Genomic DNA, 15,296 nt, shown 5'->3' on the forward strand with positions numbered 1-15,296 from the left:
CATGCCAGGACCGCCCACGGACCGCGGCCTGAACACCGACCGCCTGACCCGCGACCTACTCTTCGTGCTGCTGGTCGTGGTCTTGGCGCTCGCGGCATGGCAGCTCTCCTTCGTGCTGCTCCTCGCCTTCGGGGGCACGCTGCTCGCGATCCTCTTCCGCAACCTCGCGAACATGCTGTCGCTCCACACGCCGCTGAAGATCGGCGTCTCGCTTTTTATCGTCATCCTGGCGATCCTCGGGGCCCTGATCGCCGTCGCGATGCTGGCCGGCCCGCGCCTCGTCGGACAGTTCGGCCAGCTCTCCGCCAGCATTCCCGAAACGCTCGACGGGATCGAGAACTGGCTGTCGCATACCGACCTGGGGGCGTGGTTGCTGGACGAGGTCGAGGGCGCGGAGGAGGGGCCGCGCTTCAACATCCTCGGCACGATCGGGGGCACCCTTTCCGCCTCGCTGGGCATCTTGGCGAACGTCGTCATCCTGCTCACGGTCGCCATCTTCCTGGCGATCGACCCCGACCTCTACCGGGCAGGCCTCCTGCATCTCGTTCCCATGTCTCGCCGCCCCCGCGCTCAGGAGATACTGGACGAGGTCGGGACCGGGCTGTGGCGCTGGCTCGCCGGGCAAGCGCTCGACATGCTGGCGGTCGCGCTGCTGACGGGTGTGGGGCTCTGGCTCCTGGGCATCCCGCTGCCACTGCTCCTGGGTATCATCGCCGGGCTGACCAACTTCATCCCCTTCGTCGGTCCCTTCCTCTCGGGCATCCCGGCGGTCCTCGTCGCCTTCTCGCAGTCGCCGATGGACGCCGTCTGGACGGCGGTCCTCTTCGTCGCGGTCCAGCAGTTCGAGGGGAACGTCCTCCTGCCGATCATCCAAAAGCGCGTCGCGGCGCTGCCGCCGGTGCTGATCGTCCTGGCGGTGGCCGGCTTCGGGATCCTCTTCGGCGTCGCCGGGATATTCTTGGCGACGCCCCTCCTGCTGGTCGTGATGATCCTGGTGAGGATGCTCTACGTCGAGGACATGCTCGGCGACCGCGAGATCGACGAGAAGATCGGGAAGCCGAAGGACGAGGACGAGGACGCGCAATCATCTTCCGCGGTCCGCGGACCGCCCGAGATCGGGGGGGAGCGGCCGGAGCCGCGCCGAAGCACCTCAGTCGGCGGCAAGCTCGGCTAGGAACGCCTCGCCGTCCGCGCCGCCCGCGCCATGCCACCACCGACGGATGAGCGCGCGCTCGTCGTCCTCCATGAGGGTGATGTTCGCCGGCGGCATCGCGTGGGACGCGCCGGCCTGCAGATGAATCTCCCGGGCGTGGCGCGCGACGTCGGCGGGCGTCTCCAGCACCACGCCCTTCGGCGCGTACTGGATGCCGTCCCAGAAGGGCTCGCGCGCGTGGCACATGGAGCAGCGCCCCGTCACCGTCTGCACGACCTCCTCGAAATGGGGCGCAGCGGCGAAGGCGGCCTCCATGGGCTGCAGCTCGCGCGTCTCGGCTACCTCGAAGGCGTCCTCGCGCCACATCGGCGCAGCCGCGATCCACATCACCAGCACGAAGGTCACGGCCGAGGCGCCCCAGGTCCAGATCGGGCCCTTCCCCGTGGCGTGGAGCGTGTTGAAGTAGTGCCGCACCCAGACCCCGATCAGGAAGACGAGCGGGCCGATCAGCCAGGCGTAGGACGTGGCGAAGGCCGTCGGGTAGTGGTTCGACAACATCAGGAAGATGACCGGCAGCGTCAGGTAGTTGTTGTGCGTCGAGCGCAGCTTGGCGATCTGGCCGTACTTGGCGTCGGGCGTGCGGCCGGCCTTCAGGTCGTCGATCACGATCCGTTGGTTGGGCATGATGACGAAGAACACGTTGCCCGTCATGATCGTCGCCGTCATCGCGCCCAGGTGCAGCTGGGCCGCGCGGCCCGTGAAGACCTGGTGGAGCAGCCACGAGGCCAGGACGATTCCGGCGAAGAGGACCAGCATCACCAGCGCGGGCCGGCTGCGCAGCGGCGAGCGGCAGAGCGCGTCGTAGCCCAGCCAACCGGCAGCGATGAAGAGTGCCGAGAGCGCGATCGCCTGCCAGGTCGATAGATTGAGCTTGGCCGGGTCGATCAGGAATAGCTCCGCCCCCGCCCAGTAGACGATCATCAGAAGACCCGCGCCCGAGACCCAGGTCATGTAGCTCTGCCATTTGTGCCAGCGCAGGTGCTCGGGCAGCCGGTCGGGGGCGACGGTGTACTTCACCGTGTTGTAGAAGCCGCCTCCGTGGACCTCCCATTCCTCGCCGGAGGCGCCGGCCGGCAGGTCGGGGGCCTTCCGAAGCCCCAGGTCGAGGGCGATGAAGTAGAAGGACGCACCGATCCACGCCATCGCCGTCACCACGTGGAGCCAGCGCAGCGCGAAGGACGCGAACTCGGTCAGAACGGCAAGATCGTACATTGGCGTTGTCCTCGGAGGAGCGGATCGGACGAGCGATAGCGCAGCGAGCATTGCCATGCTACGCGGGCTAGTCGGCAAGCACCTTCAAGGAGAGCTTGAGAATGGCCCTGCTCGAGAATATCCGTCTTTTCGTCCGGGTCTACGAACTGGGCTCGATGTCGGCGGCCGCGCGCGACCAGCGCGTCTCGCCGGCGGTCGCCTCCTCGCGCATCGCGGCCCTAGAGGAGCACCTGAAGGTCCGCCTCTTCCAGCGGACGACCCGTTCGCTGCGCCCCACCGAGCACGGCGAGGCTTTCTACGACGGCGCGCGCGAGGTGGTCGAGGCGGTCGAGGCGGCCGAGGGACGGGTCGCGGCGATCACCGGAAGCCCGCGCGGCCTTCTCAGCGTCTCGGCGCCGCTCAGGCTGGGCCGGCGCCTTCTCGCACCGATCGTCCCTTCGTTCATGGACGACTATCCCGGCCTCACGATGCGGCTGCGGTTGACCGACCGCGGCGTCGAGTTGACCGCCGAAGGGCTGGACGTCGCGATCATCCTGGGCACGCCGGAGGATTCGAACCTCAAGATCCGCAAGATATGCGATTGCCGCCGCGTCCTGGTGGCCGCCCCGTCCTACGTCGCAGAGCGGGGGATGCCCCGGGACGGGGAGGCGCTCGTTCGGGACGGGCACGAATGCCTGATCCTGCGCTATCCCGGCGCGACCGAGTTCCGCTGGCTGCTGCGCACGCCCGAGGGGCCGCGCCGCTTCGGGGTGACGGGGCGGCTCGACTGCGATGACGGGGCCACGCTGATGGACTGGGCGCTGATGGGGCGGGGGATCATCCTCAAGCCCCTCTGGGAGGTGGCCGAAGCCATGGCCGAAGGCACGCTCGTCCAGGTCGCGCACGAGACCCCGCCCGAGCCGATCCAACTCGCCTGCCTCTATGCTCATCGGCGCCTTCAGGACCCGAAGCGGCGCCTCTTCATGGACTGGGTCGCACCGCGGCTGCGGGACCTCGTCGCGAAGGCCGAGGCCCGCGCCCCTCAGGAGCCGCGATAGGTCGAGTAGCCGAACGGGCTGAGCAGGAGCGGCACGTGGTAGTGCGCGTCCTCGTCGATGCCGAAGCGGATCGGCACGTCCCCGAGGAAACGCCGCCGCGACGCGCCCTGGCCCGCGTCCAGCCAGTCGGCGCAGCGGAAGACCAACTCGTAGGTTCCGTGCGCCGCTTCTGCGAGGATCGGGGCGTCCGTGCGTCCATCGTCGTTGGTCCGTGCCTCGGCAAGGTGCTCGCGCGCCTCGCCGTCGAGGCGGTAGAGATCGATCCGCATCCCCTTCGCGGGCGTGCCGCCGGCAGTGTCGAGGACATGCGTTGTCAGGCTCGCGGGCATCTTGACCTCCTTGGCTCGCGCAGAAGGATAGCCCCCGGGGGTAGCCGGACGAAGCCGTTGTCGCGAGAAGACAGAATCAAGAAATAGGAGATAATCCTGCCGCCATTCTAGTCGTAGGCAGATGGATGGAGGAAACGAACATGCCACCGCGATATCCCCGCGACACCCTGGGCTACGGTCCCATGCCCCCCGACGCGCGATGGCCGGATGGCGCGCGCGTGGCGCTTTCCCTCGTCCTGAACTACGAGGAGGGGGCGGAGAACTCCCCCCTTCACGGCGATGCCGCCTCGGAAGCCTTCCTGTCCGAGATAACCGGCGCCGTGCCTTGGGAGGGGCAGCGGCACTGGAACATGGAATCGCTCTACGAGTACGGCGCCCGCGCCGGCTTCTGGCGCCTTCACCGCATGCTGGGAGAGTTGCCGGTCACCGTGTTCGGAGTGGCGAACGCCCTCCTGCGCTCGCCCACCCAGGTGGAGGCCATGCGATCGGCCGATTGGGAGATCGCCTGCCATGGCGACCGCTGGGTCGAGCACGCGTTCATGTCCGAGGAGGAGGAGCGCGAGGAGATTCGCTCGGCCGTGCGGAATCATGTCGCGGCGACCGGAACGCGGCCGGAGGGCTGGTACACCGGCCGCTGCTCGCTGAACACCGTGCGGCTGGTCCACGAGGAGGTCGGCCCGCTCTACACCTCGGACGTCTACGACGACGACCTGCCCCACCGCGTCCGCATCGGGGACGCCTCTCAGCTGGCGCTGCCCTACACGCTCGACTGCAACGACATGCGGTTCGCCATCTCGGCGGGTCATCCCGACCCCTCGTCGTGGGAGCGGCACCTGACCGACACGTTCGACATGCTGCACGAGGAAGGCGGGCGCATGATGACCGTCGGCCTCCACTGCCGCCTCGCGGGGAGGCCGGGCCGGGCCATTGCGCTGCGCCGGTTCCTCGACCACGTGCGCGAGAAGGGCGGCGCCTGGATCGCGACCCGCGCCGACATCGCGCGGCACTGGAACGAGGCCCACCCCCCGCAGGAGCCGCAGCGGACGACCCCGTTGTCCGATCGGCCGGTCGAGATCGGCGCCGGCGCCACCGCCCCGGAGCTCTCGGAGGAGGCCTTCGTCGATCGGTTCGGCGACGTGTTCGAGCATTCGGCCTGGGTCGCGGCGCAGGCGTGGCGGCGCGAGCTGGGACCGGCGCATCACTCGCCCGCCGGCATGCACGCCGTGATGGCCGAGGCGTTCCGCAATGCGCCGGACGCCGACCGCCTCGCGGTGCTGAACGCCCACCCCGACCTCGCCGGCAAGCTGGCCAGCGCCGGGCGCCTCACGGCCGACAGCACGGCCGAGCAGGCGAGCGCCGGCCTCGACCTCCTCACCGATGCGGAAAGGGAGGCGTTCCAGACCCTGAACGCCGCCTACGTCGAGAAGCACGGCTTTCCGTTCATCATCGCGGTGCGCGATCACGACAAGCCGTCCATCATGTCCGCCATGGACCGCCGCCTCGCCAACGACACCGGAGTCGAGCGCCGGGAGGCCGAGGCGCAGGTCCTCCGCATCGCGCGCCTCCGCCTCGAAGCGATGGACTGGTGAGAACGGTTCGGGCGAGGCCGCTGACGGAGGAGGCGATCGCGCCCTATGGCACGGTCATCGAGGCGGGGCGCGGCACGGCGCGGACGATCAATGCGGGTCTCTGCACGCGCTGGCACGACATCTGCCGCCCCGACACCGATGGCCCGGCCTGCCTCTCGGTGTTCGAGGCGCAGCCGCGGGCCCTGCCCTATGCGCTCGACCTAATCGAACGGCACCCTCTCGGCACCCAGGCGTTCCTTCCGATGACGGCCCATCCGTTCCTCGTGACCGTGTCGGACGGCCCGGAGGCGGAGCCGCTGGCCTTCCTCACCGCCCCGCACCAAGGCGTGCAGTTCCACCGGAACGTCTGGCACGGCGTCCTGACGCCGCTGCGGGCACCGGGCCTCTTCGCGGTGATCGACCGCGAAGAGGGCACGGGAAACCTTCAGGAACACCGTTTCGACGTGCCCTGGACGATTGCCCTTTCCTAACGGCCGACAAGAGCCGACCATGCCATCAAGGGAGGACCGAACGATGGCCGACACCTCGATAGGAACGCCGGAGCAGCTCCGCGATCCGAACTACACGCCCCCGCTCTACAAGGCGGTTCCCCTGGGCATCCAGCACGTCCTGGCGATGTTCGTGGCCAACGTGACGCCGGCCATCATCGTTGCCGGCGCCGCCGGCTTCGGATTCGGCTCGGGCAGCCCCGACTTTCCCGAGCTCCTCTACCTCATACAGATGTCGATGCTCTTCGCGGGGCTCGCGACGCTCCTGCAGACGATCACCATCGGGCCGATCGGCGCGGCCCTCCCGATCGTCCAGGGCACGTCCTTCGCGTTCCTGCCGATCATGATCCCGCTCGTGGCGGGCAAGGGGGTCGACGCGCTCGCGGTGCTCTTCACCGGCGTCATCGCCGGCGGCGTCTTCCATGCGATCATCGGGACGTTCATCGGCAAGATCCGGTTCGCGCTGCCGCCGCTCGTCACCGGCCTCGTAGTGACGATGATCGGCCTCGCGCTCGTCCGGGTCGGCATCCAGTACGCCGCCGGCGGCGTCCCCGCCATCGGCACGCCCGAATACGGCTCGCTGCTGAACTGGTCGGCGGCGCTCGTGGTGATCTTCGTGACGCTCGGCCTGAAGTTCTTCGCGCGCGGGATGCTGGCGGTGTCGGCGGTGCTCGTCGGGCTTCTGGTCGGCTACGTCTACGCCATCTTCACCGGCATCCTGACGACCGACGCGATAGCGGCATCCTGGAGCAACGCGGCCCCGTTCGCGCTGCCGGTGCCCTTCAAGTACGGCGCCGAGTTCTCGGTCGCGGCGATCCTCGGCTTCTGCCTCATGGCCTTCGTCTCCGCCGTCGAGACGGTGGGGGACGTGTCGGGCATCACCAAGGGCGGCGCGGGCCGCGAGGCGACCGACCGCGAGATCCAAGGCGCGACCTATGCCGACGGCGTGGGCACCGCGGTCGCGGGCATGTTCGGGGCCTTCCCGAACACCTCGTTCAGCCAGAACGTCGGCCTCATCGCGATGACGGGCGTGATGTCGCGCCACGTGGTGACGTGCGGCGCGATCTTCCTGATCGTCTGCGGCCTCATCCCGAAAGTCGGCGGCGTCATCCGCACGGTGCCGATCGAGGTTCTCGGCGGCGGCGTGATCGTCATGTTCGGCATGGTCGTGGCCGCCGGCATCTCTATGCTCTCGGACGTCGACTGGAGCCGGCGGAACATGGTGATCTTCGCAGTCGCCCTGTCGGTGGGGCTGGGCCTCCAGCTCGAGCCCGCCGCCGTGGCCGGGCTGCCGGACACGGTGCGCGTCCTGGCGGTGTCGGGACTGCTGCCGGCCGCCTTCATCGCGATCATCCTGAACCTCGTCCTGCCCGAGGAGCTGGCGGCCGAGTCGACGGAGGAGGTTGCCGGAGGCCTCTCCGGCCGCGAGACTTGGGGCAAGCAGCCCGAAGGCATACCGCTGGAGACGCCGCGCCACTAGGCGTATCCGACAGGCACGCGGCACCGAGGCCCCCGCTCAGGCGGGGGCCTTTCTCTTTCGAGGATTCGCCTTAATGGAATACCTTCTGCCCGTCGTCGCCGCCTTTCTCGCAGGCGTCCTCAATACCCTGGCTGGCGGCGGCACCTTCCTCACCTTCCCCGCCCTCGTGGCCGCCGGCCTGCCGCCCGTCGCCGCCAACGCCACGAGCGCGGTTGCGGTGTTCCCCGGCTACGCCAGCGGCGCGCTGGGCTTTCGCGCGGAACTTGCCGCGATGCCGCGCGCGCGCCTCCTGCGCCTCTCGGGATGGGCCCTCGCCGGCGGGCTGGCAGGGGCGGGGCTGCTGACGATCTCGTCTGACGCGGCCTTCGCGCTGGTCGTGCCTCTGCTGCTGCTGGTCTCGACGCTGGTGTTCCTGTTCGGGGGGCGCCTGCGTGGTTGGGCCGCCCGCCGCCGCGGGCTCGCACCATACGGAGGCGCCGCGCTCTTCGCGGTGGCGCTCTACGGGGGCTACTTCAACGGCGGGCTGGGGATCGTTCTGCTCGCGCTGTTCGCATTGTGGGGGATGGGGGACATCCACGCGATGAACGGGCTGAAGAACGGTCTGAGCTTCGTGATCTCGGCGGTGTCGGTCGCCGTCTTCGCCGTCGCGGGGCTGGTCGCATGGCCCATGGCGGTGGCCATGATGGTCGCGGCCACGGCTGGGGGCTACGCGGGCGCCCCCCTGGCGCGGCGCATCCCGGCCCGGGTGCTGCGCTGGGGGATCGCGGCCATCGGGTTCACGATGACCGCGATATTCGCCGTGCGCCTCCTATGAGATGCGGCCTCGCCCACGAAAAGGGGGCGAGGCCGGCTCGTCGGGTTCAGTGCCCGCCCTCGGAGGCCATTGCCGCCTGCCGGGCCTCCGCTTCAGCGTCTCCGCCCGTGCCGTTGAAGATCACGTTGAGCGTCACCGCCGAGATGGAGGCGAGCAGGATGCCCGAGTCGATCAACGGGTGAATCGAGTGGGGAAGATGCATCACGAACTGAGGCGCGATGAGCGGGATCATCCCCATGCCCAGAGAGATCGCCACGATCAAGCCGTTGAACTTGTTGTTGGCGAAATCGACCCCGCCGAGGATGCGAACCCCCGTCGCGGCGACCATGCCGAACATCACCAGCCCCGCACCGCCGAGCACCGCCACGGGCAGCGCCTCGACCAAGGCGCCCATCTTGGGCACGAGGCCCAGCACGATCATGATCGCCCCGCCCATCACGCAGACGTAGCGCGAGCGGATGCCCGTCACGCCGACGAGGCCGACGTTCTGGGAGAACGAGGTATAGGGGAACGTGTTGAACAGCCCGCCGATCAGCGTGCCGAGCCCGTCGGTGCGCAGCCCGGCGGAGAGCGACGGCCGCTCCAGCTTCTTGCCGCACATCTCCGACAGGGCGAGGAACATGCCGGTCGATTCGATCATCACGACGATCATCACGAGCGTCATGGTCAGGATCATGATCGGATCGAAGATCGGCAGGCCGAAATGGAAGGGCGTGATCAGCGCGAACCACTCGGCCGTCTCCACGTGCTCGAAGTGCATGATGCCCAGGGCCGCGGCGAGAAGGCCGCCCATCACGATGCCACACAGCACCGAGATGTTGGCCCAGAAGCCGCGGGCGAAGCGCATCACGAGGATGATCGTCGCCAGCACCAGGGCGCTGATCCCCATGTTCTGCAGCGTCGCATAGGCGGGGTTGTCCGCGGACGGTGCGAGCGCGAGGCCGCCGGGGATCTCGGGCGCGTCGGTCATCTGGCGCACCTGCTCCAGCCAGGCGGCATGCTCCGGGTCCACGAGCTGCGGCGCGGTGGGGCCGACGGGCAGACCGAAGATCCAGTTGATCCCGATACGCATCAAGGTCACGCCGATCACGAGGATGATCGTGCCGGTCACGATGGGCGGGAAGAACCGCAGGAGGCGGCTGACGATGGGGGCGATCAGCATGGCGATGACGCCCGCCCCGATGATCGCGCCGAAGATCATGCGCGCGCCCTCGGGTCCGGGATTGGCCACCGCGATGGAGACCATCGGACCCACGGAGGCGAAGGTCACGCCCATCATCACGGGCAGCTTGACGCCGAACCACTTCGAGGCGCCGAGCGACTGGATGATGGTCACGACCCCGCAGACGAAGAGGTCGGCGGAAATCAGGAACGCCACGTCGGCCGGCGACAGCCCGAGCACCCGGCCGACGATCAGCGGGACGGCGATGGCCCCGGCGTACATGACCAGCACGTGCTGAAGCCCCAAGGTGAACAGCTTCGGGGCTGGAATTCGTTCGTTCACCGCATCGGGCGGAACGGTTTCTACATCCATGGTCGTCATCTGTAGGGTCCTCCCTAACCCTTTGACACGAAAGCTCTCGTGAAGCGGTGGGGCGGTGTCAGATCTCGACTTCCACCGCCACGCCCTTCTCCTGCGCGAGACGCACCGCCGCGGCCGCGACGGCGAGGTCCTGCAGACCCACGCCCGTACCGTCGAAGAGGGTGATCTCTTCCTGCGACGTCCGTCCCGGATGGACGCCCCGGATCACGTCGCCGATGGGGGTGAGGTCGCCTTCGGCGATCGTCCCCGCCCCGACGGCGTGCTGCGCCTCGCCCAGGGTGACGGACTGCGCGACCTCGTCGGCGAAGACCGTCGCCAGCTTCAGCAACTCGGGGTCCACCTCCTGCTTTCCCACCGTGTCGGTGCCCATGCAGGCGACGTGGGCGCCCGGGCCGACGTGCCCGGCCATCAGCGTCGGTGCGAAGGAGGACGTGATCGTGACGATCACGTCCGCCGCGCGCAGCCCCTCCAGCTCGACCGCCTCGAATGGCAGGCCCGCCTCGGCCGCCACCTTCTCGAGGTTGGGGAGCATCTCGGGATGCAGGTTCCAGCCGATCACCTTCTCGAAGGGACGCTGCTCCAGCGCGGCGCGAAGCTGGAACCCCGCTTGGTGCCCGGCGCCGACCATGCCGATCACGCGGGCGTCCTCGCGCGCGAGGTGGCGGATCGAGACCGACGAGGCGGCAGCCGTCCTGAGCGCGGTCAACAGGTTGCCGCCGACCATCGCCGTGGGCCTGCCGGTCTCCGGATCGAAGAGGAAGACGGTCGACTGGTGGTTGATGAGGCCGCGACGCTCTAGGTTGTGGGGCCAGTACCCCCCCGCCTTGAGGCCGAGCGCCTCGGCGGAGGCGTCGACCCCCCCCTTGAAGCCGTAGAGCGCCTCCTCCGGCCCCGGCAGCGCCTCGCGCACCACCGGAAAGTTGCGCGCATCGCCGGAGGCCATCGCGGCGAAGGTGGCCTCGACGGCGTCGAAGGCGGCGGCGCGATCGACGAGGTCGGCGATGGCCGCCTCTGGGACGATGATCATAGGTTCTCCTGTCGGTTCTCATGCGCCCGCGCGCCCGGACGGGGATCGGCCCCGCCGGCGCGGACGGCTTCGCCGGCGTCGCGTCCGGCACCACCGCATCTCGCGTCCCGGCGGGCACATGCCGGCCGGGACGGCTCTCGTTCAGTAGGCCTTGCCGCGCGCGGACACCGGCCAGACCGTCTCGACCACGCCGTTCCGGACGCCGACATACCAGTCGTGGACGTTGCAGGTCGGGTCGCAATGGCCGGGCACGAGCCGCAGCTTGTCGTTGACCTTCAGCACCCCGTCCGGATCGGCGACGACGCCGTGCTCGTCCGAGCACTTGACGTACTCGACGTCGTCGCGCCCGTAGACGAAGGGCAGGCCGCTATCGACCGACTGCGCCTTGAGGCCCGCGTCGACGATCGCCTTCTCGGGCTTGGCGTGGCTCATCACGGTGGTGAGGATGAACAGCGCGTTCTCCCACTCGCCCTCGTCGATGCGGTTGCCGTCCTTGTCGTGGATACGTCCGTAATCCGCATCCATGAATGCATAGGAGCCGCACTGGAGTTCGTTGTACACGTTTGAGTTCGACTCGAAGTAGTAGGAGCCGGTGCCGCCGCCGCCGACGATGTCGCACTCCAGCCCTTCGGCCTTCAGCGCGTCGACCGCCTCGCGCACCATGTCGATGGCGATCTGGGTCTTCTCCTTGCGCTCCTCGTAGCTGTCGAGGTGCTGCATCGCGCCTTGGTAGGCCTGGATGCCAGCGAACTTCAGCCCCTCGGCAGCGTCGATGGCCTTGGCCAGCTCGACCACCTTGTCGGTCGTGGTCACGCCGCAGCGGCCCGCGCCGCAATCGATCTCGACGAGGCACTCGATCGTGGTGCCCGCCTGCATGGCGCCCTTCGACAGATCGGCCACGTTGCCCAGGTCGTCGACGCAGACGATGGCGCGCGCACCGAGCTTGGGCAGGTTCGCCAGCCGCTTGATCTTGGCCGGGTCCGTCACCTGGTTACTGACGAGCACGTCCTTGATGCCGCCGCGGGCGAAGACCTCGGCCTCCGATACCTTCTGGCAGCACACGCCCACCGCGCCGCCCAACTCCTGCTGGAGCTTCTGAACGTCGACGGACTTGTGCATCTTGCCGTGCGAGCGGTGCCGCATCCCCTTGGCCTTGGCGTAGTCGCCCATCTTGCGGACGTTCCGCTCGAGCGCGTCGAGGTCGAGGATCAGGCAAGGGGTCTGGATGTCCTCCTCGCGCATGCCGGGCTTGGCGGGGATGTCGTAGCCGACCTCGTAGGTGTCGAGGTCGAATTTCTCGCTCATGTCGTTCATGGCTTCCTCCTCAGCCCTGCATCCAAGGCAGCTTGTCCAGGTCCACGTTGCCGCCGGTCACGATCACGCCCACGCGGCGGCCCCGGAACACGTCGGGGTTCTTCAGGATCACCGCCAGCGGCACGGCGCAGGACGGCTCCATCACGATCTTCATCGTGCGCCAGGTCAGGCGCATCGCGTCCACGATCTCTTCCTCCGTGGCGGTGAGGATGTCGGTCACGTGGTTCGACACGAACGCCCATGTCCGTTCCTTCAGCGGGACCTTCAAGCCGTCCGCGACCGTCACGGGCGCGTCGTCGGCGATGATGTGCCCCGCCCGGAACGAGCGGGCGGCGTCGTCCGCCTCCTTCGGCTCGGCGGCGTAGATCGCCACCTCCGGCGCCGCCCTGGACAGCGTCAGGCAGCAGCCCGAGATCATGCCGCCCCCGCCGATCGGCGCGATCACCGCGTCGAGGTCGTCCACCTGCTCGATCAGCTCGGCCGAGCAGGTCCCCTGCCCCGCGATCACGCGCGGATCGTTGTAGGGATGGACGAAGTCGGCGCCCGTCCTCTCGTGGACGCCGGTGAAGACCTCCTCGCGCGAGGAGGTGGAGGGCTCGCACTCGGTGATGATGCCGCCATAGCCCCTCACGGCGTCCTTCTTGGCCTGCGGCGCGGTGCGCGGCATGACCACGTGGCAAGGGATGCCCCGGCGCCCCGCCGCATAGCTCAGCGACAGCGCATGGTTGCCGGAGGAATGGGTCGCCACGCCCTTCCTGGCCTGCTCGTCCGAGAGGCCGAACACCGCGTTGCAGGCACCGCGCACCTTGAATGCGCCGGCCTTCTGGAAGTTCTCGCACTTGAAATGCAGCTCGGCGCCAGACATCTCATCGAGGATGCGCGAGGTCAGGACGGGCGTGCGGTGCACGTAGGGCGCGATGCGCTCGCGTGCGGCCAGCATGTCCTCGTAGGTGGGCAGGTCCAGGTCGATCATGTCCTTCATGCGCCTCACTCCGCCGCCATGGCCATGGGGGCGCCTGCGCCGCGATATACCTCCTCGGCGGCGGCGGTGCCGGACCCGGACTCCACCTCCAGCCCGAGATCGCGCATGGCCATCTCCGCCGTCGCGATCCCCGCGAGGGCCATCGGCTCCGTCAGGCTGCCGAGGTGGCCGATGCGGAACACCTTGCCCGCGACCTCGCCCAGCCCGGTCCCGAAGGCCACGCCGTAGCGCGTCGCCGCATGGGCCACGAGGCGGTTTGCGTCGAAGCCCTCGGGCGTGCGGATCGCGCTGACCGTGTCGGAGTAGAGTTCCGGACTGACGGCGCAGAGCTCCAGCCCCCACGCCTCGACCGCGGCGCGCACGCCTTCGGCGATGTGGTGGTGGCGGGCCCAGACGCCCTTCATGCCTTCGTCGAGGAGGCGCCGGCAGGACAGGTTAAGGCCGTTGAGCAGGCCGACGGGCGGGGTGTAGGGGAACCCACCCGCCGCGTAGCCTTTGCGCATGTCGCGGATGTCGAGGAAGGTGCGCGGCAGGCCGGCGCCCTCCACGGCGTCCGCGGCCTTGGCGGAGAACACCGTGATCGCGAGGCCCGGGGGCAGCATGAACCCCTTCTGCGAGCCGGTGATCGCGACGTCCACGCCCCAATCGTCGAAGTGGAACGGCATGGACGCGATGGACGAGACTCCGTCCACGAAGAGGAGGGCGTCCGAGCCTGCGGCATCCATCGCACGTCGCACCGCCGCGATGTCCGAGACCACGCCCGTGGCCGTCTCGTTGTGGGTGGCGAGGACCGCCTTGATCGCGGGATCGGCGCGCAGCGCCTCCTCCACGGCGGCGGCGTCGATCCCCTCGCCCCACTCGCGGCGGATCACCGTGACGTCGAGGCCGTGGCGCTCGCACATGTCGATCCAGCGGTGCGAGAACATCCCGTTGCGCGTCGCCAGGACCTTGTCACCGGGCGAGAGGGTGTTGGTCAGCGCGACCTCCCAGCCGGCGGTGCCGGTGGCGGGAAAGACGAACACCTCGCCCTTCTTGGTCCCGACGACCTTCGCCACGCCCTCCAGGGCGGGATGCAGGATCTCGCCGAAGAGCGGCGAGCGGTGGTCCAGCGTCGGCATGTCGCACGCCCGGCGCAGGTCTTCCGGCATGTTCGTGGGACCGGGAATGAAGACGGGATTCTGGAAACTCATGGCGCCCTCCGCGAAGGTTCGCCCGGTCCGTAGCGCGCCGCGCTTGCCGAGGTCCAGTTTTTCGGAAAGGGTTTCCGAAAACGAAAGAGGTGCACGAAGATGAACAATCCTAATCCCTTAGGGTATTCCGTTTCATTGATGGGGATTTTCGCGCTTCGGGCGAAGCTGCTATGAGCAATGCGCGTGGAAGGCCCCGCGGCTGGCAGGAGGGCGAGCGCGTCAAGAGCCTCGACCGGGCGCTCGGGGTGCTGGCCGCCCTGGCCGGCCGGCCGGGTCTCGGCCTCAGCGAACTTGGGCGGCAGCTCGGCCAGGCGCCCGCCACCCTCCACCGCATCCTCGGCACCCTCGCCGCCCACGGCATGGCCGAGATGGACGCCGACCAGGGCTGGCATGTCGGTCCGGCCGCCTTCCGCATCGGGTCGGCCTTCCTGCGCCGCACCTCGCTGGTCGAGCGGGCGCAGCCGGTGTTGCGCGCCCTGATGAGGGAGACGGGCGAGACCGCGAATCTCGGGGTCGTGCGGGACGGGCACGTCCTCTTCCTCGCGCAGGCCGAGACGCATGCGGCGATCCGGGCCTTCTTTCCGCCGGGCACGCTCTCCCCGCTGCATGCCTCCGGCATCGGCAAGGCGGTGCTTGCGGCCCTGCCGCCGGAACGGCGCCTCGCCGCGCTGGGCGACACGCTCGACGGGTTCACCCCCCATACGCTGACCGCGCCGGACGCGCTCGGCGCCGATCTGGCGACCGCGGCGGCGCGAGGGTGGGCGATCGACGCGGAGGAGCGTCACGAGGGGATGCGTTGCATCGCCTGCGCCGTCCGCGACCCGTCGGGCGCGCCCGTGGCGGGCCTGTCGGTCTCCGGGCCCGCGGCGAGGATGCTCTCGGCGGGGGAGGAGCGGATCGGCCGGGCTGTCGTCGCCCGCGCGCAGGAGTTGTCGGCCTCGCTCGGCACGGGATGATCTCAGCGCGGCAGGAAGCCAGGCATCCGGTTCACGTCTTTGTAGAGGAGGTATCGGAAGGGTTCTGGTCCTCCTGCGTAGCAGGCTTGCGGGCAGAAGGCGCGCAGGCGGAGGAAGTCCCC

Annotated in this window: 14 protein-coding genes and 1 pseudogene; 7 read left to right on the forward strand and 8 right to left on the reverse strand. The window is 69.1% G+C overall.

What is annotated here, in order from left to right:
* Position 1 precedes the first annotated feature (1 nt).
* On the forward strand, positions 2–1,174 hold the full coding sequence (locus BCF33_RS06845) for an AI-2E family transporter (RefSeq protein WP_106160109.1): 1,173 nt from the start codon (positions 2–4) through the stop codon (positions 1,172–1,174).
* Here the strand turns inward: BCF33_RS06845 and BCF33_RS06850 are convergent.
* Positions 1,151–2,425, reverse strand: a complete 1,275-nt coding sequence (locus BCF33_RS06850) for a urate hydroxylase PuuD (protein ID WP_106160110.1) — start codon at positions 2,423–2,425, stop codon at positions 1,151–1,153. The genes BCF33_RS06845 and BCF33_RS06850 overlap by 24 nt on opposite strands.
* 101 nt (positions 2,426–2,526) lie before the next feature.
* On the opposite strand from BCF33_RS06850, the gene BCF33_RS06855 reads away from it, so the two are divergent.
* Entirely contained in the window at positions 2,527–3,462 is a 936-nt protein-coding gene (locus tag BCF33_RS06855; RefSeq protein WP_106160111.1) for a LysR family transcriptional regulator, read from the forward strand.
* Here the strand turns inward: BCF33_RS06855 and uraH are convergent.
* Positions 3,447–3,791, reverse strand: coding sequence for a hydroxyisourate hydrolase (gene uraH / locus BCF33_RS06860; RefSeq protein ID WP_106160112.1), 345 nt, complete (start codon positions 3,789–3,791; stop codon positions 3,447–3,449). The genes BCF33_RS06855 and uraH overlap by 16 nt on opposite strands.
* 140 nt (positions 3,792–3,931) lie before the next feature.
* Between uraH and uraD the strand changes: the two genes are divergently transcribed.
* From uraD to BCF33_RS06880, 4 genes are all read left to right on the forward strand, one after another.
* A complete protein-coding gene (gene uraD, locus BCF33_RS06865; protein ID WP_106160113.1) occupies positions 3,932–5,380 on the forward strand; it encodes a 2-oxo-4-hydroxy-4-carboxy-5-ureidoimidazoline decarboxylase in 1,449 nt (482 codons plus the stop codon).
* Positions 5,377–5,850 carry an ureidoglycolate lyase gene (locus BCF33_RS06870; protein WP_425432754.1) on the forward strand — a complete coding sequence of 158 codons (474 nt, stop codon included), beginning with the start codon at positions 5,377–5,379 and terminating at the stop codon, positions 5,848–5,850. Before uraD ends, BCF33_RS06870 begins: the two co-directional genes overlap by 4 nt.
* A 43-nt stretch (positions 5,851–5,893) precedes the next feature.
* Positions 5,894–7,348 (forward strand): uracil-xanthine permease family protein, encoded by a 1,455-nt coding sequence (locus tag BCF33_RS06875; protein ID WP_106160114.1) that lies wholly within the window; start codon positions 5,894–5,896, stop codon positions 7,346–7,348.
* A 73-nt stretch (positions 7,349–7,421) separates the two neighbouring features.
* On the forward strand, positions 7,422–8,162 hold the full coding sequence (locus BCF33_RS06880; RefSeq protein WP_106160115.1) for a sulfite exporter TauE/SafE family protein: 741 nt from the start codon (positions 7,422–7,424) through the stop codon (positions 8,160–8,162).
* A gap of 46 nt (positions 8,163–8,208) precedes the next feature.
* On the opposite strand, the gene BCF33_RS06885 is transcribed toward BCF33_RS06880, so the two are convergent.
* The 5 genes from BCF33_RS06885 to bhcA all read right to left on the reverse strand — a co-directional run bounded on the left by BCF33_RS06885 (position 8,209) and on the right by bhcA (position 14,218).
* Complete coding sequence (locus BCF33_RS06885; RefSeq protein ID WP_106160116.1) at positions 8,209–9,705, reverse strand: nucleobase:cation symporter-2 family protein; 1,497 nt, start codon at positions 9,703–9,705, stop codon at positions 8,209–8,211.
* A 58-nt stretch (positions 9,706–9,763) separates the two neighbouring features.
* Complete coding sequence (gene bhcD, locus BCF33_RS06890; protein WP_106160117.1) at positions 9,764–10,732, reverse strand: iminosuccinate reductase BhcD; 969 nt, start codon at positions 10,730–10,732, stop codon at positions 9,764–9,766.
* A gap of 141 nt (positions 10,733–10,873) precedes the next feature.
* Positions 10,874–12,046, reverse strand: coding sequence for a 3-hydroxy-D-aspartate aldolase BhcC (gene bhcC, locus BCF33_RS06895; protein ID WP_211292360.1), 1,173 nt, complete (start codon positions 12,044–12,046; stop codon positions 10,874–10,876).
* A gap of 10 nt (positions 12,047–12,056) precedes the next feature.
* Complete coding sequence (gene bhcB / locus BCF33_RS06900; protein ID WP_106160118.1) at positions 12,057–13,028, reverse strand: beta-hydroxyaspartate dehydratase BhcB; 972 nt, start codon at positions 13,026–13,028, stop codon at positions 12,057–12,059.
* Between the two features lie 5 nt (positions 13,029–13,033).
* On the reverse strand, positions 13,034–14,218 hold the full coding sequence (bhcA, locus tag BCF33_RS06905; RefSeq protein WP_106160119.1) for an L-aspartate--glyoxylate aminotransferase BhcA: 1,185 nt from the start codon (positions 14,216–14,218) through the stop codon (positions 13,034–13,036).
* A gap of 170 nt (positions 14,219–14,388) precedes the next feature.
* On the opposite strand from bhcA, the gene BCF33_RS06910 reads away from it, so the two are divergent.
* Complete coding sequence (locus BCF33_RS06910) at positions 14,389–15,174, forward strand: IclR family transcriptional regulator (RefSeq protein WP_106160120.1); 786 nt, start codon at positions 14,389–14,391, stop codon at positions 15,172–15,174.
* Positions 15,175–15,176: 2 nt separating this feature from the next.
* Here the strand turns inward: BCF33_RS06910 and BCF33_RS14340 are convergent.
* A pseudogene (locus tag BCF33_RS14340) lies at positions 15,177–15,296 on the reverse strand ((S)-ureidoglycine aminohydrolase); the annotation flags it as partial.

It is taken from the genome of Hasllibacter halocynthiae (assembly GCF_003003095.1).
In the GTDB taxonomy this organism is placed as follows: domain Bacteria; phylum Pseudomonadota; class Alphaproteobacteria; order Rhodobacterales; family Rhodobacteraceae; genus Hasllibacter; species Hasllibacter halocynthiae.

Coding starts and splice junctions, on each gene's coding strand:
- uraH (WP_106160112.1), bottom strand. CDS start 3,791: ATGCCCGCGAGCCTGACAACGCATGTCCTCGACACTGCCGGCGGCACG.
- uraD (WP_106160113.1), top strand. CDS start 3,932: ATGCCACCGCGATATCCCCGCGACACCCTGGGCTACGGTCCCATGCCC.
- bhcB (WP_106160118.1), bottom strand. CDS start 13,028: ATGAAGGACATGATCGACCTGGACCTGCCCACCTACGAGGACATGCTG.
- BCF33_RS06880 (WP_106160115.1), top strand. CDS start 7,422: ATGGAATACCTTCTGCCCGTCGTCGCCGCCTTTCTCGCAGGCGTCCTC.
- BCF33_RS06875 (WP_106160114.1), top strand. CDS start 5,894: ATGGCCGACACCTCGATAGGAACGCCGGAGCAGCTCCGCGATCCGAAC.
- BCF33_RS06850 (WP_106160110.1), bottom strand. CDS start 2,425: ATGTACGATCTTGCCGTTCTGACCGAGTTCGCGTCCTTCGCGCTGCGC.
- BCF33_RS06910 (WP_106160120.1), top strand. CDS start 14,389: ATGAGCAATGCGCGTGGAAGGCCCCGCGGCTGGCAGGAGGGCGAGCGC.
- BCF33_RS06885 (WP_106160116.1), bottom strand. CDS start 9,705: ATGACGACCATGGATGTAGAAACCGTTCCGCCCGATGCGGTGAACGAA.
- BCF33_RS06855 (WP_106160111.1), top strand. CDS start 2,527: ATGGCCCTGCTCGAGAATATCCGTCTTTTCGTCCGGGTCTACGAACTG.
- bhcD (WP_106160117.1), bottom strand. CDS start 10,732: ATGATCATCGTCCCAGAGGCGGCCATCGCCGACCTCGTCGATCGCGCC.
- bhcC (WP_211292360.1), bottom strand. CDS start 12,046: ATGAACGACATGAGCGAGAAATTCGACCTCGACACCTACGAGGTCGGC.
- bhcA (WP_106160119.1), bottom strand. CDS start 14,218: ATGAGTTTCCAGAATCCCGTCTTCATTCCCGGTCCCACGAACATGCCG.
- BCF33_RS06845 (WP_106160109.1), top strand. CDS start 2: ATGCCAGGACCGCCCACGGACCGCGGCCTGAACACCGACCGCCTGACC.